Origin of the sequence: Legionella dresdenensis (assembly GCF_042649825.1) — a bacterium.
GTDB lineage: Bacteria > Pseudomonadota > Gammaproteobacteria > Legionellales > Legionellaceae > Legionella_C > Legionella_C dresdenensis.
Window position 1 is genome coordinate 417,270 of the sequence record NZ_JBHSAB010000001.1, and the last position, 20,665, is coordinate 437,934.

Here is a 20,665-nt window from a genome sequence, read left to right on the forward strand (position 1 = left end):
TAGAATAGTAAATGTACAAAATTCCTTAACTGCCTGCTATGGGTTTTACAGCACATATTCGTTCGGCCTGAGGAAAATGCGGAGCATTTGTCTCGAAGGCGTGGCACTGTACCACAGGCTTCGAGACAGCGCTAACGCGCTTCCTCAGCCCGAACGATATTGTGAAATGTAGAAATTTAATTCCTTAGCTTGACGGCTATGGGCTTTACAGCCCAACACTCTTTGTTGACGATGCCAGTATTTATAAAATCGAACACCAATTAGCTGCCGTCTCAGGTAAGACATTCTCCTGGAACACTTCAAGATCCCTCTCACATTCTATAAGCGTTTCATTTAGTTTTTGAAGAATGGGCTGCCGGTAACGAAACTTGGGATTGCTTTCAAATTCTCTTATACACTCAGCCAGTTTTTCCAGGAATTCGGTCAACTCATTTTTATTTAACTTATAATTATTGGGATGCTGGAATAAATCACGGAGCCTCAGGATTAAATGCCCTGGCGCATAACTTATCATCAGTGTTAGAAAAAACTCAATAACTTTATTAACAGTAAAAACCTCCACTATTCCCTGCTCTTTTAATTCCTTCAGATATTTTGTTCTTTTAGGCGAATTTTCATCCAATATAACTAAAAGAATTTCAAATATACCCTGGCAATTAATTAATGCCATGCTTGCTGTATTATGAGAAAGGCAAGCATTAACCGATGCGGCCTCATTTGGCCTCATGGAACCACCGCAATAGGGAGGAGTCAATAGATAACGTACTAACTGATGATTTCCTGACTCTGCAGCACATACTAAAGTATAATAATTTGGCTTTAAGCCCAGGCTTATTAAATAAGTTACGATGGCCAGGTTTCCTGACCTTGCGCCAAAATCAAGAGTGGATTTATCAGGTATTAAATTAAATTCTGAAATTATTTCTTTTAAAAGCTCAAGATCTCCTAAGGGGGCAATCCATTCATTAAGTTGAGCCAGGTCAATAGAAATACTGCTGTATATCAATAATATTTTTACATTGAATGAATTGTTTGTATATTGAGCATAATTAAGTAATCCCGGTGTTATCTGCCTCGGCACCCGGTTTAAAAGATATAAAAGCATATCGCTATTAGGTGAACGGGTAGCGCGAAAAACTTGTGAATCAGAAAATGGAATATCTAATTTTTCTTTAATAAAGAGCAGCATCTCAAGGCTGCCTGAACTGGCAGCAATATCTAATGAATGTGATTTCAGACTAGCGCCCAGATTAATTAATCTATCGACTAAATCTATATTACCTGATTCAATAGCCCCATAAAGAGGATATGTTATTTTCCAAAATCCATTATTATCCGGATTTAAACATTGATCTAAAGATAACTTTAGAGATTTTAAACGTTTTTTCTCCACCAGAGCCATTACTAATGTTTCGTTACCGGATTTTGCGGCAAAATAAATTAGTCGCTGATATAGCTTTAAATCAATGACCGTAAGTTGGGGAAGCAAAAATTGTACAAAATACTCATGCCCAGCCATTGCCGACAAGAATAAGAAAGAATATGTAAGCTGCTCTGATTCTTCACAGTATTTATGCCAGGTGAAATACGGGTGAAACATTGGAGGGATTATGGAATTTCTTTGGCTATCATAAAATGCCTTGGGAATATTTATACAGTCTGCAAATAAGCTTAATTCAGCCCAAAGACACCATTCCTCTGGTAAAACAATTTCAAAAAACAGATTGTCTTCATCAATACAACAAAGCAATTGGTAGAATTTATTTTCTTCTGATTGATAGGCATGTTGTAAATAGCGAGGTAATTTTTTTTGCCGATCAGCTAATGTCTTAAGTCTAAAATACACTTGCTCATAGGGCAGTTGGCTAATCTTACCTCCCGTCATAACTTGCTTTAATCTTGCAAATGCTTCTTTCATTTTAAATTCTGTGAGGATTTTGCTTAAAAATAGTGAGGAATTTTTATTACGGCCACTGATAAAAAATATACTTGAAGCTTGCGAGCGTTTATCATTTTTTGCGAAAAAGGATAACTTCATTTTGGCTTAATATTACTGGTATTGGAATAAAAACGGGTAATAGCAAAGTTGGCACGCTCTGCAGCCTGGTTAATCGCTTCGGCTGGCGATTTAATACCGGCAAAGACTGCTTCCAACGCTTCATCATTAATCAGCCGCACCTGGTTCTGCGGTACAGCCGCATATGAGATGGCGTTGCTCTCTTCCTTTGTTAAATCAACTTGTGCCAATTGCAGAGTCGCTTCCCCTTGTAACCGGCTATAATCGCCTGTTGTTCCCAACGGCAGGTAACCCGTTTGATGGTGCCAATGCTGCTGGGTATCAGGATGAGCGATAAATTGAAAAAACAATGCCGTGCCGCGATATACATCCTCTGACTGGCCGGCAACAACCCATAAGGCAGCCCCGCCAATGACATTATTCGATCGCGTGCTGGTAACTGTGTTGTCAATCGGGATAGCGGCCACACCCAGCGGAAATTTTACCAGCCCATCCAGGCTTTTATAGGCACCCGATGACTGGCTAAACACTGGACAATGACCACTGGTAAATAACACCGTCGCATCGCTTGCCCTGCCGCCATACTGGAAATAATGTTTTTTCTGCCAGGCCTTCAAACGTTGTAAATGATTGATAACAGCCTGATTATTATAAGCAACTTTGCCCTGGTTAGTAACCACAGGCAAGCCATTTAAAGCCGAATAAGATTCTATCTGTATCCAGCCGGGATAAGCGCTGGTATAAGCGCAGGAATAACCCGCTTTCATTAATTTGGCAGCGGCTCTCTCCATTTCGTTCCAGTTTGAAGGAAAATGATCGATCCCGGCTCTGGCAAACGCTGCCTTGTTGTAGTACATGACTGGGATTGATGTGTTAAACGGTAAAGCCTGCAGCTTGTCGTTTTTGCTGTAAAAACTGCGTAACGCGGGCAAAAAGTCGTGTTCCGGCAGGGGAAGTTTCTGCTCCCGCATTAAATCATCTACCGGCTTGACTATGCCGGCAGGTGAAAGCATGCTGGCAGTACCCACTTCATACACCTGCACAATTGCTGGCGGTTTACCAGCATGAAAGGCAGCGGCGAAGCTGGTTATTGAATCCGTGTATTCGCCTTTATAAACCAGCTTGATTTGATAAGCGGCATGCTCGTGATTAAATTGTCGGGCAAGCTGATTGATCTCATCCCCCAAGTGACCGGCAAGAGAGTGCCACATAACAATTTCAACCGGCTTTGCCCAAAGCAATGCGCTAATGCACTGCAAAACGAGCAACAGAAAAAAGCGTTTCATGACAACAGATCAGGGTAATCGCTAAAGACGGCATCAGCCCCCCACTCCAGCAATTTACGCGCCTGCCGCTTACGGTTTACAGTATAAACATACAGCTTATATCCCTGCGATTTGATTTCCTGAACGCGATCGGAAGTTAATGCCCGACGATTCATATGCACTGAATAACAACTCAAATCACGCGCTTTGTCATGCCAATTAATATCCCACTCATCCAGCAATAACCCCAGCGGCATTTCAGGCGCCAGAGAATGGCAAAGCGTTAATGCCTCCAGTTCAAAACTGGAGATCAAGGGCAACGGTTTGCCTGACGGCCAATAACGGTTAATATGGCTCAATACCGCAACCGCAGTCTGGGCTGCAGTTCCAGGATAAGGTTTAATTTCAATATTGGCATTGAGATTAGTAAAAGTAAGCCATTTTAATACTTCCCTGAAATGCGGGATTTTTTCGCCCTTAAAATGACGCGAAAACCATTTACCTGCATCGAGCGAACCTAAATAACTTGCGTCAACAAGACCAAACTCACCTTTACCATTAGTAGTCCGTTTTAAACTTTCGTCATGAAAAACAAAAGGTTCGCCGTCAGCGCTGAGCATCACGTCAAATTCAATAAAGGTACATCCTAAAGCCAATGCTTTATCAAAAGCCGCAATGGTATTTTCAGGCGCATACCCTGAAGCTCCGCGGTGCCCAATTACGCCATTACTGATTTGCAACGCTGCCACTCCCCTGTCTGTTTGAAGCCGCTTCAACCATAGCGCTCATAACCAGTTCATTACTCACAGCCATAGGAGCAGGCGCCGGCACGGCAGCCATTACCATCGTTTTCATTTCACGAGGCTGATAATTTTTAGGCTGGCCCTGGGGCTGGCCGTCGATAATATAAAGCCGGTTCACGCTATATTGCTGCGTAGTATAAACCTTGTTAAGCCTTGCGATCTCATCATTAACCTGACGATACAATTTTTCGCGCAGCTGATTTTTAATTTGTTCAACGTCCTCAAGCCCCGGTTTAAATTCTATGCTGGCAATAGTGTATGTCGCACCTGGCTTACTGACATCTTTGGCGGATTGATAAACATTAGTCAAATTCGCCTGCGGAACCCTGAGCTGCGCTTCAACAAACAATTTTTCGAGCCCCGAGCTATCCTGTGAGCGCTCAAACTGGGTAATATGCCACTCGCCAGCCGCAATTTTTGCCAACTTGCCCATAATCGCCGCTCTCGTCTTTACCAAATCGGAATCAGTAAGCGCGGCATTAACATTCACAGTTAACAACGCAGTCTGGGTAGTAACCCATTGTTTGGCAGAAACCTGAAAAACAACCTTATCCAATACCGGACGATTACCCGCCTCGGCACTTACAGCGGCAACTCCTAACAAGGAAAAAGCCAACATCCCGGCAGCTTTTCGCATTACTATCCCCTGACAATGATTAATGTGTTGCGATTATTGTAAATGAAATATATACAGCGATGCCATAGCAGCTGTTAATATTTCTTTTTTCGCTCCCGGCAAGATACTGTGTCATCCCCGCGTAGGCGGGGATCCATCCAGCAGACAAGGTAAGGAGCCAACTTGAGAAATGGATTCCCGCCTTCGCGGGAATGACGGTATCCTGACTTAAAGGCAGTAAGGCTTTCTCCCACTAAATTTGCGCAGCACAATGGCTAAATACAAACCAATATAACTGAATATCCTTTTTGAATCAGGACAAAATAAATTTAATTCATTGATTTACGAAGCGAATCAGTCTATAACATTGGCATAAAAAATTTCATGGAGCCAGAAAGATGATGTCCATTGAGAAAATAACACACACTGAAACTATCGCTATGCCCAGTAACGATTTTATGCAATATGCGCTTAGCCATGGATTTGGCGATCTGCATTTTAAAGCCGATCCAGCCACCGGCATGCAGGCTATTATTGCGGTTCACAACACCAAATTGGGCCCGGCCCTGGGCGGATGCCGCTTTATTGAATATGACGATCTGTTCAGCGCTATTCATGATGCCATGCGCCTTGCCCGCGGCATGAGCTATAAAGCAGCACTGACAAATCTGCCGCTAGGCGGCGGTAAATCGGTCATTATCAAACCGAAAGGCGGTTTTGATCGAGCTAGTTATTTCCATACTTTTGGAAAATTTGTGAATGAACTGAACGGCCGATATATAACCGCGTTAGACAGCGGTACCGAATTGACCGATATGGCGAATATTGCCAGCCAGACATCGTATGTTGCCAGCCGGCCGGAACATGGCGATCCTTCGCCGTCAACTGCCCTGGGCGTTTTCCGCGGCGTACAGGCAGCGGCTTCGTTTAAATTCGGCAACGATAACCTTAGCGGCCGCCATGTCGCCATACAGGGATTAGGTCACGTAGGATATAACCTGGCTCGTCATTTACATGAAGCCGGCGCAAAATTGACCGTCAGCGATATCAATAATGCAACTGTTGAGCGTGCCGTCAAAGAATTCGGCGCTACTGCAGTTACTGTTGACGCCATTCATAAAACAGATTGCGATATTTTCTCGCCCTGTGCTTTAGGCGCAATTATCAATGACCTGACCATTAACCAGATTCAGGCGCAAGTTATTGCGGGGGCAGCCAATAATCAGCTGGCGCATACCTATCATGGCAAGCTGTTGCATGAAAAAGGCATTTTATATGCTCCGGATTATGTGATTAACGCTGGCGGACTGGTATTTGCAGCCAGTAAATATCTCAATATGCCCGAAGATCAGTTGCTTCAGAAAGTTAACGGTATCGCCGAGTCATTGTTAGAAATATTCCAACGCTCCAGCGATGAAGACCTTCCGACCAGTGAAATTGCTGATTGCCTGGCGCAGGAGAAAATCGCCTGATGAAACAGTTGTTAATGACTCAGGAGCTTCACGACTACATGCTTGATGTATCACTGCGCGAGCATCCTGTGCTTGCCGCTCTTCGTGAAGAAACCGGAAAAATGGCGCTGGCCAATATGCAGGCAGCGCCAGAACAAGCTCAATTTATGCAGTTTCTTATTCGCCTCATCAGAGCGCGCAAAGTTTTGGAAATTGGTACATTTACCGGCTACAGCTCGCTGGCAATGGCCTTGGCCTTGCCTGACGACGGTGAATTGATAACCTGCGATATTAATCGGGATTGGACAGCGAACGCGCCCTCATTCTGGCGTGAAGCGGGCCAGGATCACAAAATTAAACTTAAACTCGCGCCTGCACTGGATACTATCAACGATTTGCTTGCGCAAGGTTATAGCCAGCAGTTTGATTTTATTTTCATTGATGCGGATAAAACAAATTACGTCAATTATTATGAGATGGCTTTAAAGTTAATCAATCCGTCGGGGCTCATTGCAATTGATAATATCTTTTGGGACGGCAAGGTAATTGATAACAATGAAACAGGCGGACAAACACGGGAAATTCGCCGCTTAAACCAGTTACTCAAGCAAGATGACCGGGTTGATGTCAGCTTATTGGCAATAGCCGATGGATTATTTCTGGTCAGACCGAAATCTTAACATATATACATGGAGCAGCAGCTATGGACAAGCATGCGGAAAGTAACCCTTGTGGATTGGATGGTTTTGCGTTTCTTGAATTTTCGGGCCCTGATGCGGATCTGCTCCACAAGCAATTCAGCGAAATGGGATTTCAACAGGTTGCAGTACACCCCGATCAGGACATCTGCCTGTACCAGCAAGATCAAATCCAGTTTATTGTAAACAATAGCCCTGACAGTCAGGCGCAAGCCCATGCCAGAACCCATGGCGCAGGCGCCTGTGCAATGGGTTTTAAAGTAAAAGACGCAGAAGCAGCCTATAATCATGCGATCAAAAATGGCGCGACTCCGTTTCAGGATTGCCAGCATGCCAACCATCACCTGCCGGCTATACAGGCGATAGGCGGCAGCGTGATTTATTTTGTTGATGACAAACACCAGCCTTTTAACTACCAATGGCAGAAACGCTCCCCTGCAACAAAAAGCAATTGCGGTCTGGTAGCAATCGATCATCTGACCCATAATGTCTATCGCGGCAATATGGATAAATGGGCGCAATTTTATGAATCTATCTTCAATTTTCATGAAATCCGCTTTTTTAATATTGTCGGTAAAATGACCGGATTAATCAGCCGTGCCCTGTCAAGTCCCTGCGGTAAAATCAAAATTCCACTTAACGAATCAAAAGATGATTTTTCACAAATTGAAGAGTTCCTGCATGAGTACAGTGGTGAAGGTATACAACATATCGCCCTGACAACTGACAATATTTACCATTCGGTACATACTTTACGCGATCAGGGCGTCAAGTTCCTTGATGTTCCTGACACCTATTACGAAATGATTGAAAATCGTGTTCCCTGGCATAAAGAACCTGTTGCCAGACTACAGCAGGAGCGGTTGCTGATTGATGGTGAAAAAACCGAAGACGGCGGTCTGCTGTTACAGATTTTTACTGAAAACGTGTTTGGCCCGGTATTTTTTGAAATTATCCAGCGTAAAGGGAATCAGGGGTTTGGCGAAGGTAATTTCCAGGCTCTGTTTGAAGCCATTGAGCGCGACCAGATCAGACGTGGAACACTGCACGAAGCGCATCAGGAGAAATAATGAAACTGGCGACACTAAAATCTGCCCGCAGCCGTGATGGCGAGCTTTGTCTGGTTAACAGACAGTTGACCAGGGCGGTCAAAGTCACTCAGATTGCACCGACATTACAATTAGCGCTTGAACAATGGCCAGATGTATCCGGCCAACTGCAAGAAGTTTATCAGGCGCTTAATAATAATCAGGCTAACGGTGTCTTTGATTTTAATGCTGCTCAGTTTGCTTCCCCGCTGCCGCGCGCCTATCAATGGGCCGACGGCAGCGCTTATGTGAATCATGTAGAGTTAGTACGCAAAGCTCGTGGTGCGGAATTGCCAACCAATTTCTGGACCGATCCCTTACTCTATCAAGGCGGTTCAGATACCTTTTTAAGCCCGACAGAAGCAATCCCGGTTGGCGACATTGATTATGGCGTTGACTTTGAAGCAGAAATTGCGGTGATAACCGATGATGTACCTATGGGCATCACAACTGAACAGGCTGGCAAACACATTAAATTACTGATGCTGGTCAACGATGTGTCATTACGTAACCTCATTCCCGATGAATTGGCCAAAGGATTTGGTTTTTTCCAATCGAAACCATCCAGTTGTTTTTCACCGGTAGCGATTACACCTGACGAGCTTGGTTCACACTGGCAGGATTACCGTGTTCATTTACCTTTGCTCAGTTATCTGAATGGAAAATTATTTGGTCAGCCAAATGCGGGCGTTGATATGACTTTTTCATTTGCCCGATTAATCGCGCATGCCGCCAAAACAAGAGCGCTCAGCGCAGGCAGCATTATAGGCTCAGGCACGGTATCCAATCTGGATCGCAGCAAAGGCTCATCCTGCATTGCTGAAAAACGAATGCTGGAAATTCTGGCAGACGGCAAACCATCCACGCCGTTTATGCAATATGGCGATACCATCAGAATTGAAATGCTGGATGATAACCAGCAAAATCTGTTTGGAACTATTGAGCAGACTGTAATACCTTATGAGGGTTAATTGTGAAACTTTATGACTATTTTCGTTCTACCGCAAGTTATCGGGTACGGATAGCGTTAAATTTTAAAAATATCAGCTATGAAAAGATTGCTGTCCATTTGATCAATAACGGCGGTGAACATCATCATCCTGATTATTTACAGGTTAATCCGCAAGGTCTGGTACCTACACTGGATGAAAATGGCCATATTATCAGCCAATCCCTGGCCATTATTGAATACCTTGAAGAAATCTGTCCTGAACCAGCGCTGCTGCCAGCTAATCCTTATAGTAAAGCCCAGGTAAGAAGCCTGTCGCAATTAATAGCCTGTGATATCCACCCGCTTAATAACCTCCGGGTATTAAATCAATTGCGCGAGCAATTTGACGCGAATGAAGAACAAGTCATGACCTGGTATCACCATTGGCTGAAGCAAGGCTTTGACGCATTAGAAGCCCGTTTGCAGGCAATACCGCATAAGAATCAGGTCTGTTATGGCACTGATGTTTCTATGGCGGATATCTGCCTGGTTCCTCAAGTATACAATGCGCGCCGCTTCAACTTTCCACTGTCTGCTTATCCATTGATTACCGAGATCGACGCTTATTGCAATACTCTGCCGGCTTTTGTCAAGGCTCGGCCAGAATAAGTGTGTTGGGCTTTACAGCCCATAGCCGTCAAGTTAAGGATTAAATTTCTATATTCCACAATATCGTTCGGGCTGAAGGAAGCGCTTTAGCGCTGTCTCGAAGCCTGTGGTACAGTGCCACGCCTTCGAGACAAATGCTCCGCATTTTCCTCAGGCCGAACGAATATGGACTGTAAAACACATAGCATTCAGTTAAGGAATTTTGTACATTTACTATTCTAATTTCCTATGTACCGCGGCTTAGCTTGACGTCCATGAGCTTTACAGCCCAACATTTAATGCATGATATTATCTGTTTGAAATCAACAAAAAATTATAGTATTGAATATTATAATTAACAAATGTACTATTAAAGCACAAAGCACTCTGGATAATCACAATGTTAGATGTAAACGCAATTTTTCAAGAACTCTTTAACACATACCCTGAACTGAAAAACTATTTCGAGAGCAATCCGCCAAAAACCAGATTGATAACGGATTTATTAAATACTTATAGGGTTAGTAGTATTGAAGGATCGCTTACACTGGTTGATATATGTGTTATTGGTGGAAAAAATGACCACATTAAGGCTTTGCCGTTTGAGACAATAAGAAAGGCAATGAAATATAATAATTATAGCGCTGTTTGTTGGGTTGCTCAGACAGGTAATATTGCCATTCTTCAGCACCTCGAAAAAGCCTTGGCAGCGGATCAAAAAAAATCTGCCTTGAACGTAAATAATTATATGCCTTTTGTTTTGGCAGCGGAAAATGACCATATGGACGTCATTAAATTCTTTGAAAACTGGTTGAAAGATGAGGACGAAGAGATAAGAATGGCCCTGAAGCGGTACGAATATAATGTTTTTCGTAAGCTTAGTCACACTGATAAACTCGACTTTGTTAAGCATTTTGAGAGCTATTTGACCGATGAGGATAAAAAAGAGCTTGCCCGTGCTTCTAACTATTATGTTTTACGGCAAACAAAACTGAAGAATCAACCGGAAATGCATGAACATTTCAAAGCCCATTTGCGAGTTGAAGATTTACTCAGTCAGGTTAAAACGATTTGTGATAATGAAGCGTATTGGAAAGATAAGGATTGTGATAACGCTGTAGCTCTGCCGGAGACAATTAAAGCAGTTCAAGCGATCATTAAGGAAAAAGACGCTGACCCTGAGGCATGTATTATAGCCATTCAACAGTACTGTCAAAAACAGCATGACCAGCATTCCCGGATGAGTCCTCGTATGTTCTCGGGTCATCAAAAATTTACTAATGAATTTTGTAGTCTGCTTGCAGAAATTGATATTCAGGATTTAAAGCCGAGTGCAGATAAGATCAGTCAACAACTTGATAGAAAATTTTCTGAGGCAATTAAATATCAGACCCATACGATGTAAAATATAATGGATCGCCATCTTCAATGACTCCAACCTGACGGCTATGGGCTGTAAAGCCCATATTCCATCTATCAAAAGCTATCCTTTTACACCCAAGCAAGATATAATTTAAACTAAGTGCTTTTTTTATACCCGAATGTTTAATCAATTTAATTTTTTCAACAACCTTTCTAATGAGCTCCTGCAGGAAATATATGCCCATATTCCAGCGTCAGAACTAGCCACAACCTGTCGCAGGATCAGTCTACGCCACTCAAGTGCGGCGACTATAGCTTTATTTAGAAGACGTGATAGCAATGCAGTTTATTATCAATATAAATTACTAAGATATTGGTCTGCAAAACCGCCAGAATGGATTACACCGGATATCGCCCGCTGCCTGTATTTTTCATTGCAAAATCCGCGAGTGGATTTCAAACATCGAGTTACTGGCTTACTGCTAATCGCGCGCAGCCTTAACACTGAACAGGAAACCGCTAAAATTACCCTTGATGAATCCAGGCAAATACTATGTTTGCTAATCGAGGGAGAGCTTGATTTATCATTTGTTAGCGATTCATTTAATGCGCTGTACATAGAGCGCTTATCGTCGCAGGTTATAGCTAAATATACCAGCCTAACAATTAGCGAGATGGAAAGGCATCTGTATGGCAGTCTGCAATTGGCCTGTCTGATTCAGAAATATTATACCCCGGTACAAAAAAAAGAAATAATCCAGCACATTATTATTGGCCTGACCCGAGAAACAGGATATACCCCCAATTTATTTTTGTTGTTCAAAGCAGTTATTGAATTTGCTTTGTCAGAAGAACCTGCCGATAAAAGCTCAGCGCTTATAGCCCAGGACATTATCAAACACATATTAAATTACGGTATTGTTGGTTATGTTGATCATTCATTACAAGTGAAAATACGGACCAAAACCCTCAAAAAACCCAACATAGCGGACGCTTTTTGTATCCCCAATTTGCTTACCACCGTCATGAATAATCTGAGTAATGCCAACAGTCAAATTTCTCTTACTGCATTTCTTTTTTTGTTAGTATTATTTGCGCGTTGTAATGAAGAACAAAGAACATTCATTATAAAAGAAATTATTCAGCACAAGAGCAAAATTAATCTCCCGCTGATTAACACCGTCAAATCTACCCCGCAAGCGGGATTAGTCATTGATGTCCTGATTAGGCAATTAATTCGAGCCAAAACCGGTTCGGAAATTTTTTCTGCCATTCACTACCTGGCCGAGCTATCGCATGATATAAACAATAACCAAAAAGAAAAAATCCAACGCTACTTGCGAAAGCTGATTGATTTAATTATTGCTGGCAATACGATTGATAATCAGGATACTTTTGATGTTATCTCCCAAGTCCATAAAATGGCAGCGCTTTATGATTGGAGCTCTGAACCCCGATACTATAATTCAGTACTGAATAGCCTCGATTCCGGGCAACCTGAAAGAGCGATCCGATTATTAATTATTTCCAGCGCCAATATGGCAAATGAGAAAGCGAAGCAGGTGCTAACAAAAATTGAGCCCATGCTTAAAGGACCTGAGCTGACATTCACACTCTGCATGTTATTGAGCCAGCACACCCATGCGAAAATTAAAACCCGGATTTGTGAAGCAGTTTTAAAACATATTACTGATTTAAAACGTCTACCGAATAATATCGCTAACGCCATTGATTTCTTTTCGTGGTCTCAGAAGCGGAAGCTTATTGAACTAATCAGTAATAATCCACAGCTTACATCATCTGCTGTAAATCTGCTCTGTAAACTGCTTTCCGAACAACCTTGGGATATCCGAAAAACAGCAATTAAAGCTTTTCTGGAAAAACATAACGGCCATGATATTAGGCAGCAACGAGCCGTAACACTCCCCTTGCTTAAAGCAGGACTCATAAACATTACCGACATTCAGTCCGACCGCCTGCTTAATCCAGTGGAAAAAATTATTTTTGGCACAGATATCAAAGCGCTGGAAAATCAGGTGTTAAGGGCAATCGAAGCGGCAGAAACCGAACCAGAACCTTCCAAGCCCCGGGTTCCGTGAGCGGATTTACGTGCTGAGGAGGGCTAGTTAGCCACTGCCATTAAGTTAAAGATGTTGTCATTCCCGCGAAGGCGGGAATCCATTTCTCAAGTTGGCTCCTTACCTTGTTTGATGGATGGATCCCCGCCTTCGCGGGGATGACACTTTACCTTTGGAGCTAGAACCAGGCTCTGCTCACCAATGCCGACTCAACACGGCCATCGGAAAAATGCTCCAACATACTCCATTCCGGTTTACAACGCTGTAACTCCCCCACTAACACAGATTGATTTTCACACTGATAATACGCCGGCAAGCCGCCAGCCTCGCTACCCGCATCAATCGCCTGGCATTTAATTCCGCTGGCCAACTCTATGCCCCAGGGGTAAGTACGCGACATATCCAACGCCAAATGCTGACTGTTGTCTGCCGGCTTGCTCATATCAATCATGATACTTGCCCCAGACCAGGGTGACGCCGGACAAATAGCCTGATCGCGGCGGCCGTAACGCTTGATAAAACAGGGATCGTAAACTCTGCCGTCAGCCACACAACGCCATGCATCCTCCCGTTTAATCCGCGTTGACTGTTGATAACATTCACCAGTAATTTTTTGATTAATCACTATCGCTTCCTGCTGCAATCCATCACCATACGGACGAAATAATCTGGTTTCTGTATCCATTGCATTTACAAAAAATGACCATATTAATATAAAAAATAATACAACGTGCCGCAGCATAGTTCCCCCAGTAGTTTTATCTGGTATATTATTCGGCTTTCTCATGCCAGTTTCGGAGTACATAATGACAGAAGTCTACACAGTAAAACAATGCCTGGATGGAGAAATCCCGGTTGACCAGACTGTAACAGTAAGAGGTTGGGTAAAAACCCGCCGTGACTCAAAAGCAGGTCTATCATTTGTTAGCCTGCATGATGGTTCATGCTTTCCCCCTATTCAGCTTGTAATCACTGATCAAGTGCCCAATTACGAACAAGACGTATTAAAACTGACCGCCGGCTGCGCGATAATCGCCACCGGTAAACTGGTTGCTTCCCAAGGAAAGGGTCAGGCATTTGAAATCCAGGCAGAAACCATCGAAGTTGCCGGCTGGGTTGAAAATCCGGACACCTATCCTATTCAGGCCAAACGCCACAGCCTCGAGTTTTTGCGTGAAGTCGCCCATTTAAGACCACGCACCAATACCATCAGTGCCGTGACCCGCATCCGCCACTGCCTGGCTCAGGCGGTACACCGCTTTTTCCATGAGCGCGGTTATTTCTGGGTTCATACCCCCATCATTACCGCCAGTGACTGCGAAGGCGCCGGTGAAATGTTCCGAATCAGCACGCTGGACTTAATGAACCTGCCTAAAACAGCCAATGGTCATGTCGATTTTAGCAAGGATTTTTTTGGCAAAGAAACATTCCTTACCGTTTCAGGACAGCTTAACGTTGAAGCCTACTGTCTGGCGATGTCCAAAGTCTACACTTTCGGCCCAACCTTCCGCGCTGAAAACTCAAATACCAGCCGGCATCTGGCAGAATTCTGGATGATTGAACCGGAAGTCGCGTTCGCAACCCTGCATGATATCGCCAAATTAAGCCAGGATATGCTGCGCTACTTATGCAAAGCAGTCCTTGACGAGCGTCAGGATGATATGGACTTCTTTAACCAGTTCGTCTCACCCGGCTGTATTGAGCGTCTGGAAAATATTATTGCCTCGGAATTTGAAATGATGTCTTATACCGATGCCATCGGATTACTGGAAAAATCAGGCAAGAAATTTGATTACCCCGTCAACTGGGGCCTTGATCTGCAATCAGAACATGAACGCTATCTCGCTGAAGAGCTCTGCAAAAAACCGGTGATCCTGACTGATTATCCCAAAGATATCAAAGGATTCTATATGCGCCTTAACGACGATGGCCGCACAGTAGCAGCCATGGACGTCCTTGCACCGGGTATTGGTGAAATTATCGGCGGCAGCCAGCGTGAAGAGCGGTTAGAGATTCTTGACCAGCGTATGGATGAGTGCAAACTGGATAAAGACGTTTATCAATGGTACCGGGATCTGCGCCGATACGGCACTGTACCGCATGCCGGCTATGGTTTGGGATTTGAGCGGTTGGTTAGTTATGTTACCGGCGTGGGTAATGTGCGGGATGTTATTCCGTTCCCCCGTACGCCAGGGCATGCAGAGTTCTAAGCGGTTGGGTCAAACGACCCAACCTGTTGTTCGCCAGAACTGGGCGCGTGTAAACTAAAAATACAAACTTTTACACTGTTTTAATTCACATCTGCGTCATCATCTAATATCATATACAATTTATGTTTGCGTGGTGACTGCCTGATGACCTTAACTCCTTTAAATGCCATTTCGCCGATTGACGGGCGTTATTATAAAAAAACCAACTCACTCAGCCCTTATTTCAGTGAATTTGCGTTGACATACTATCGATTAATGGTGGAAATCCGCTGGTTGGAATCATTAGCGGCTAATAAGGATATTAAGGAAATTCCAGCGTTTGATGCCGAATCAAAGAAATATCTGGCTGAGATTCTGGCTCAATTCAATGAAGAAGAAGCACAAAAAGTCAAAGGATTTGAAAAACAGACTAACCATGATGTTAAAGCCATCGAATACTATCTGAAAGATAAACTCGAGAATCATGCAACGCTTGGAAAATATTCAGGATTCATTCATTTTGCCTGCACATCAGAAGATATTAACAATCTGGCCTATGCCCTGATGATGAAAGAAGCCATTGCCCAGGTCATTCAGCCTGCCCTGGCTGAAATCTGCGGCGGCATTACCCTGCTGGGCAAGCAACATGGCGACGCAGCCATGCTGGCAAGAACCCATGGCCAGCCAGCTACGCCAACAACTATTGGTAAAGAGCTGGTTAATTTTGCAGCCCGGCTGAAACGCCCGCAGCAGCAATTGGCCGAAGTCCTGATTCCTGCCAAATGTAACGGCGCCGTTGGAAATTACAATGCTCATATTATCGCCTACCCGGAAGTGGACTGGCGTAAACATTGCGCCAATTTCGTCAGCTCGCTTGGGCTGTCATTCAGCGCGTATACCACCCAGATTGAACCGCATGACGGAATAGCGGAAGTTTGCCATATCATGATGCGGATTAATAATATCCTGCTTGATTATACCCGTGATATCTGGACCTATATTTCACTAAACTACTTCACGCAGAAAACCATAGCTGACGAAGTCGGTTCATCAACCATGCCGCACAAGGTCAATCCGATTGACTTTGAAAATGCCGAAGGCAATCTGGGACTGGCTGATGCCATGTTCGGCCACTTTGCCAGCAAACTGACCCAATCGCGGATGCAAAGAGATTTATCAGACTCAACAGTCTTACGCAACCTGGGTGTTGCATTCGCCTATACCCTGATTGCCTATCAGGCCATCGCCAAAGGCAATGACAAACTGCAAATCAACAAAAAAGCGCTGATTAATGATCTAGATAACAATTGGGGTGTCCTTGCCGAAGCAATACAGACTGTTATGAGACGCTACCAGATTCCCAATGCCTACGAGCAATTGAAAGATCTGACCCGTGGTCAGGGCATAGACAGCGATAATCTGAAAAAATTTATTAACACGCTTGCTATTCCAGAACAGGCGAAAGAAGCTTTGATTAACCTGACGCCGGAGAAATACACAGGACTTGCAGCACAACTGGTGAAGGCATTTTCATGAGTACAGGCACAACATTTTCGCAGCAGGGCGCTGCCCGCGAATTTGATGTATTGGTCATTGGCAACGGCCTGGCGGCCTTGCATTACTGTTTGCAGTTACTGCAGATACAGCCGGCTTTAAATATTGCCCTGCTCAGCAAAGCCGAAGTCAGTGAATGCAACAGCCGCTATGCTCAGGGCGGTATCGCCGCAGCCGTTACGGAAGAAGATTCAACCGACTCTCATATCCGTGATACCCTGGAGGCTGGAGATGGACTGTGTTATCTACCGTCGGTAGAGCTCATTATCCATAAGGCGCCGCAAGCGATACAGGAGTTACTGGATTATTCCATCCAGTTTACCAAAAACAGTACCGGCCAATACGCTCTGGCTCAGGAAGGAGGCCATTCGCACCGCCGTATTTTCAATACTGGCGATCAAACCGGCCTGACCGTGACCCAGGCTTTACTGGCTGCTGCAAAAGCACACCCGAAAATTCATTTTTTTGAACATCATATCGCAGTTAACCTGATCACTCATTACAGCCCGCACCGGACTGATGAACAAGGCGAAGTACTGGGCGCTTACGTGCTGGATTGCCAGCAGAACCTGATTCATACCTTTATCGCGCGCTGCGTAATCCTGGCAACCGGCGGTGCTGGAAAAACCTATCGTTATACTACCAATCCCATGGTTGCAACCGGTGATGGCGTTGCCATGGCTTATCGTGCCGGCGCACGGGTCGGCAATATGGAATTTTATCAATTTCACCCTACCCTGCTGCATCATCACAGCCTGAATAATTTCCTTATCTCCGAAGCCGTCAGAGGTGAAGGCGCAATTTTGAAAAATGCTGAAACCGGCGAACGGTTTATGAAACGCTATGCTCCGGATCAAATGGAGTTGGCGACCCGTGATGTGGTAGCACGGGCAATATTCAGTGAAATTGAGCAAGGCCAGAAAGGGTTCGTCTACCTTGATATCACCCATCAACCGCGAGTCTTTTTACAAAAACGCTTTCCGCAGATTTTCAGTACGCTGATTTCGATTGGCATCGATATGAGCCAGGATATGATTCCCGTTGTTCCTGCTGCACACTATCAATGCGGCGGTGTTTTAACGGATGTCTATGGCCGTACTGATTTAAAAAGACTGTATGCTATTGGGGAAGTAGCCTTTACCGGCTTACACGGAGCTAACCGTCTGGCAAGCAATTCCCTGCTGGAAGCGATCGTGATGGCTGGCAATGCGGCGCGATGCTCGCAGCAGGATTTACTCTCTCCGCTAAAACACGCCGATGATGTGGCAAACTGGAGCTCACCTGGCGAGATCAACGCCCGGCGTGCAAGCCAGATTAATGCCCACTGGCGCGGCCTGCGCGGCGAAATGACATCGTATGCCGGCATAGTACGGACTGAAGCGGGTCTGCAGGATCTGCTACAATTAATCAAGATCCGCAAAAAAATCATTGAGGAATATTACTGGAAACACTGTATTACTCGCGATTTTATTGAATTACGGAATATAATATTAAATGCCGAACTTATTGTCCGGGCAGCGCTTGCACGAAGGGAATCACGCGGCGGCCATTATCGTGAAGATTATCCGCACAAAGATGCTTGTGCTGAGGAAAGCATTGCACGGTTAATCTCACCTCAGAGTACATTTATTTAAGAGGCAATCCCATGTTTAGCACACCCGGTATTTATCAGCCAGAAAAAACGCTTATGACCATTACCAATGACATGAGCATATGCCAAAGTGATTACCCGCTCGACTGGTATCAGGAAGAATTTATTCCCTATGCTGAAGAATACCAGGCGTTGCCCGATCGCAAGCTTACTACGGTGCTGGCCTGGATGAAGCCCTATATGGAAAAAGCGCAGGCTCATTTTGGCAATCAATTATTATTGCTGGCCCATTATTATATGGGTGGCGATATAGTCCGGCTGGTTGAGCAATTTGGCGGTCAGATTGGCGACTCCTATCAACTGGCGTTAATGGCTGCCAATAATCCGCAAAAATCAGTAATTATTGAATCCGCTGTGCATTTTATGGCTGAATCAATCAGCATCCTGGCGAATGAACACCAGCATGTTTATATTACCAACCCCAAATCTGGTTGCACGATGGAAATGCTCGCCAAGGATTTTATGGTTGAACCAGCGTTCCTTGATTTAAATGAACGTTACGGCAGCGAAAATATTTTGCCGGTGTGCTATATGAATACATCCGGCCGGGTCAAGGCAATGACCGGTGCGCAAGGCGGAGCAGTTTGCACCAGCTCAAATGTCAAAAAGATATTTCAGTGGGCGCGGCAGCAAAATAAAAAAATATTATTTATCCCTGACCAGCATATGGGAGAAAATGTCGCTTACTGGTTAGGTATTAAAAACCTCGCTTACTGGCCAGGCGGAACAGCCGGTGCGCAATACTCGTTAGCTGATCAGGATCAGAAAACACTCAAACGTTTTGACGAAGCTGACTTGATATTGTTTGCCAGCCAATGCGCGGTACACACGCATTACCAGCCAGAAATGTGCGAATACTGGCACAGCCAGGGCTACGCTACCGTAGTTCATCCGGAATGCCGTAACACGGTGATTAAAGTAGCCCAACATGCTGGCTCTACCGCATTTATCTGGGACTATGTAGTCAATGATCGTGCAGGCACTAAACGGTATGCCATCGGCACTGAAAATCACATGGTTGAAAATGTTAAACAACATTGCAAAAATCTGGGAATTGATGTCGTCAATCTGGCCGAAGCGCCAAAGAAAGCGGACGAAAAAGGCATGGGCTGCGGCTGCGCTACCATGTCCCGCAATGATCCGCCCCACCTGGTCGCTCTGGTTGATTTATTACGCCAGGGTAAAACAATGCCGTTTAACGAAGTAAAAGCCGGTGACGTCGTCAATGAATTTTCCGGCCTTCGCCAGCGTCTGCAAGTACAGGACCAACAATGGGTCATTGATAACGCTAAAAAAGCCCTGCAAAAAATGATAGAAATCACCGAATCCTAAGCAGATTATTCGCTACTCAACGTAGGTTGGGCTGTAAAGCCCAACACTGATTTTCAGCTTGCAGCGGCGCTAAACCAGCAGTCGGTCAGTGATTGCGTACACACAAACCCGCCAAAAGTATCAATCCAATTGTAATCCATAGGCGAAGGACGTTTTACCAATACTGGCCACCAAATCGAATAATCACCTACAGAAATCCGGTAAGTACAGACAACTCCGCGTGCTATCCGGCCGATAACCATAATATTGGCACGCACAAACTGAGTACCCGCCTCCCCTTGCGGTCTGTTCGCCGAAAACGGATCAAGCTGCCAGGGCGGGGGAATTTCTCCCCAGCGTAATGAGCTATTCTCTGGATCAGGACAGGTTGATGCCTGCAGCAGCGTCGTTGCTGCCAAAAGAACTGCTCCGACAAAATTTTTAAAAGTCATAATTTATCCACAGTAAAACCTTCTGACAATCATTATTTAAAAACCTGCACCTCATTGCAAATATTTTTTTTCCAATACACATTGCACATCAGCATTTCTTTGTTATAATCGCTGGGCAGTGCCGGGGTGGCGGAATTGGTAGACGCGCCGGATTCAAAATCCGGTTGTGGTGACACAGTGTGGGTTCGAGTCCCACCCTCGGTACCATTTAAACATTTCAAAACAGTTTTTATGGTTCATAAAAAGCACGTAACTTCTTAATTCTCCTTATAATAACACTGATTTCTTCTTTTCATCTATTTTGCGAAAGAAAACACAAACAATGACATTAGGGAATCACCCTGGTTGAAGCGAGACTATTACTAAATCTCAGCGTGAGCCACTAATTGATAATAAATTTATTTAAAGAGGCATCTGCAAAAAATAATGTAAAAATTTAGGGTGCATTTGCAATACACTCCTATAATTATTTACACATAGTGCTTGATTTTTTGTTACCCATAAGTACAATAAGGGCTCACTAACAATACCTAAAATGGATTTTATCAACT

17 protein-coding genes and 1 tRNA gene are annotated in these 20,665 nt (G+C 44.3%); 12 read left to right on the forward strand and 6 right to left on the reverse strand.

Annotated elements, in window-relative coordinates:
* Positions 1-241: 241 nt before the first annotated feature.
* From ACFORL_RS01805 to ACFORL_RS01820, 4 genes are all read right to left on the reverse strand, one after another.
* Positions 242-1,918 (reverse strand): hypothetical protein, encoded by a 1,677-nt coding sequence (locus ACFORL_RS01805; protein WP_382340518.1) that lies wholly within the window; start codon positions 1,916-1,918, stop codon positions 242-244.
* A gap of 116 nt (positions 1,919-2,034) precedes the next feature.
* Positions 2,035-3,303 (reverse strand): extracellular solute-binding protein, encoded by a 1,269-nt coding sequence (locus ACFORL_RS01810; RefSeq protein WP_382340519.1) that lies wholly within the window; start codon positions 3,301-3,303, stop codon positions 2,035-2,037.
* Positions 3,300-4,022: a glycerophosphodiester phosphodiesterase gene (gene ugpQ / locus ACFORL_RS01815; RefSeq protein WP_382340858.1), complete on the reverse strand. Its 723-nt coding sequence runs from the start codon at positions 4,020-4,022 to the stop codon at positions 3,300-3,302. Before ugpQ ends, ACFORL_RS01810 begins: the two co-directional genes overlap by 4 nt.
* Positions 4,009-4,722 (reverse strand): hypothetical protein, encoded by a 714-nt coding sequence (locus tag ACFORL_RS01820; RefSeq protein WP_382340521.1) that lies wholly within the window; start codon positions 4,720-4,722, stop codon positions 4,009-4,011. The genes ugpQ and ACFORL_RS01820 overlap by 14 nt, the downstream gene beginning before the upstream one ends.
* 377 nt (positions 4,723-5,099) lie before the next feature.
* On the opposite strand from ACFORL_RS01820, the gene ACFORL_RS01825 reads away from it, so the two are divergent.
* From ACFORL_RS01825 to ACFORL_RS01855, 7 genes are all read left to right on the forward strand, one after another.
* Positions 5,100-6,173 carry a Leu/Phe/Val dehydrogenase gene (locus ACFORL_RS01825; protein ID WP_382340523.1) on the forward strand — a complete coding sequence of 358 codons (1,074 nt, stop codon included), beginning with the start codon at positions 5,100-5,102 and terminating at the stop codon, positions 6,171-6,173.
* Positions 6,173-6,832, forward strand: coding sequence for a class I SAM-dependent methyltransferase (locus tag ACFORL_RS01830; RefSeq protein WP_382340524.1), 660 nt, complete (start codon positions 6,173-6,175; stop codon positions 6,830-6,832). Before ACFORL_RS01825 ends, ACFORL_RS01830 begins: the two co-directional genes overlap by 1 nt.
* A 23-nt stretch (positions 6,833-6,855) precedes the next feature.
* Positions 6,856-7,920 (forward strand): 4-hydroxyphenylpyruvate dioxygenase, encoded by a 1,065-nt coding sequence (gene hppD, locus ACFORL_RS01835; protein ID WP_382340525.1) that lies wholly within the window; start codon positions 6,856-6,858, stop codon positions 7,918-7,920.
* Complete coding sequence (locus ACFORL_RS01840; RefSeq protein ID WP_382340527.1) at positions 7,920-8,909, forward strand: fumarylacetoacetate hydrolase family protein; 990 nt, start codon at positions 7,920-7,922, stop codon at positions 8,907-8,909. The genes hppD and ACFORL_RS01840 overlap by 1 nt, the downstream gene beginning before the upstream one ends.
* 2 nt (positions 8,910-8,911) lie before the next feature.
* Positions 8,912-9,538 (forward strand): maleylacetoacetate isomerase, encoded by a 627-nt coding sequence (gene maiA / locus ACFORL_RS01845; protein ID WP_382340529.1) that lies wholly within the window; start codon positions 8,912-8,914, stop codon positions 9,536-9,538.
* Between the two features lie 601 nt (positions 9,539-10,139).
* Positions 10,140-10,922 carry a hypothetical protein gene (locus ACFORL_RS01850; RefSeq protein ID WP_382340531.1) on the forward strand — a complete coding sequence of 261 codons (783 nt, stop codon included), beginning with the start codon at positions 10,140-10,142 and terminating at the stop codon, positions 10,920-10,922.
* A gap of 136 nt (positions 10,923-11,058) precedes the next feature.
* Complete coding sequence (locus ACFORL_RS01855; RefSeq protein WP_382340533.1) at positions 11,059-12,978, forward strand: hypothetical protein; 1,920 nt, start codon at positions 11,059-11,061, stop codon at positions 12,976-12,978.
* Positions 12,979-13,135: 157 nt separating this feature from the next.
* Here ACFORL_RS01855 and ACFORL_RS01860 read toward each other — a convergent pair whose 3' ends face one another.
* Positions 13,136-13,699, reverse strand: coding sequence for a hypothetical protein (locus ACFORL_RS01860; protein WP_382340535.1), 564 nt, complete (start codon positions 13,697-13,699; stop codon positions 13,136-13,138).
* 64 nt (positions 13,700-13,763) lie between these two features.
* Between ACFORL_RS01860 and asnS the strand changes: the two genes are divergently transcribed.
* The 4 genes from asnS (at position 13,764) to nadA (ending at position 19,683) form a co-directional block, all read left to right on the forward strand.
* Positions 13,764-15,167 (forward strand): asparagine--tRNA ligase, encoded by a 1,404-nt coding sequence (gene asnS / locus ACFORL_RS01865; RefSeq protein ID WP_382340537.1) that lies wholly within the window; start codon positions 13,764-13,766, stop codon positions 15,165-15,167.
* Between the two features lie 144 nt (positions 15,168-15,311).
* On the forward strand, positions 15,312-16,682 hold the full coding sequence (gene purB, locus ACFORL_RS01870) for an adenylosuccinate lyase (RefSeq protein WP_382340539.1): 1,371 nt from the start codon (positions 15,312-15,314) through the stop codon (positions 16,680-16,682).
* On the forward strand, positions 16,679-18,334 hold the full coding sequence (nadB, locus tag ACFORL_RS01875) for an L-aspartate oxidase (RefSeq protein ID WP_382340540.1): 1,656 nt from the start codon (positions 16,679-16,681) through the stop codon (positions 18,332-18,334). Before purB ends, nadB begins: the two co-directional genes overlap by 4 nt.
* An 11-nt stretch (positions 18,335-18,345) precedes the next feature.
* Positions 18,346-19,683 (forward strand): quinolinate synthase NadA, encoded by a 1,338-nt coding sequence (gene nadA / locus ACFORL_RS01880; protein ID WP_382340542.1) that lies wholly within the window; start codon positions 18,346-18,348, stop codon positions 19,681-19,683.
* A 53-nt stretch (positions 19,684-19,736) separates the two neighbouring features.
* Here the strand turns inward: nadA and ACFORL_RS01885 are convergent, their stop codons facing one another.
* Positions 19,737-20,114, reverse strand: coding sequence for a DUF3757 domain-containing protein (locus tag ACFORL_RS01885; RefSeq protein WP_382340544.1), 378 nt, complete (start codon positions 20,112-20,114; stop codon positions 19,737-19,739).
* 120 nt (positions 20,115-20,234) lie between these two features.
* Here ACFORL_RS01885 and ACFORL_RS01890 point away from each other — a divergent pair.
* A tRNA-Leu gene (locus ACFORL_RS01890) sits at positions 20,235-20,321 on the forward strand.
* The last annotated feature ends 344 nt before the right edge of the window (positions 20,322-20,665 follow it).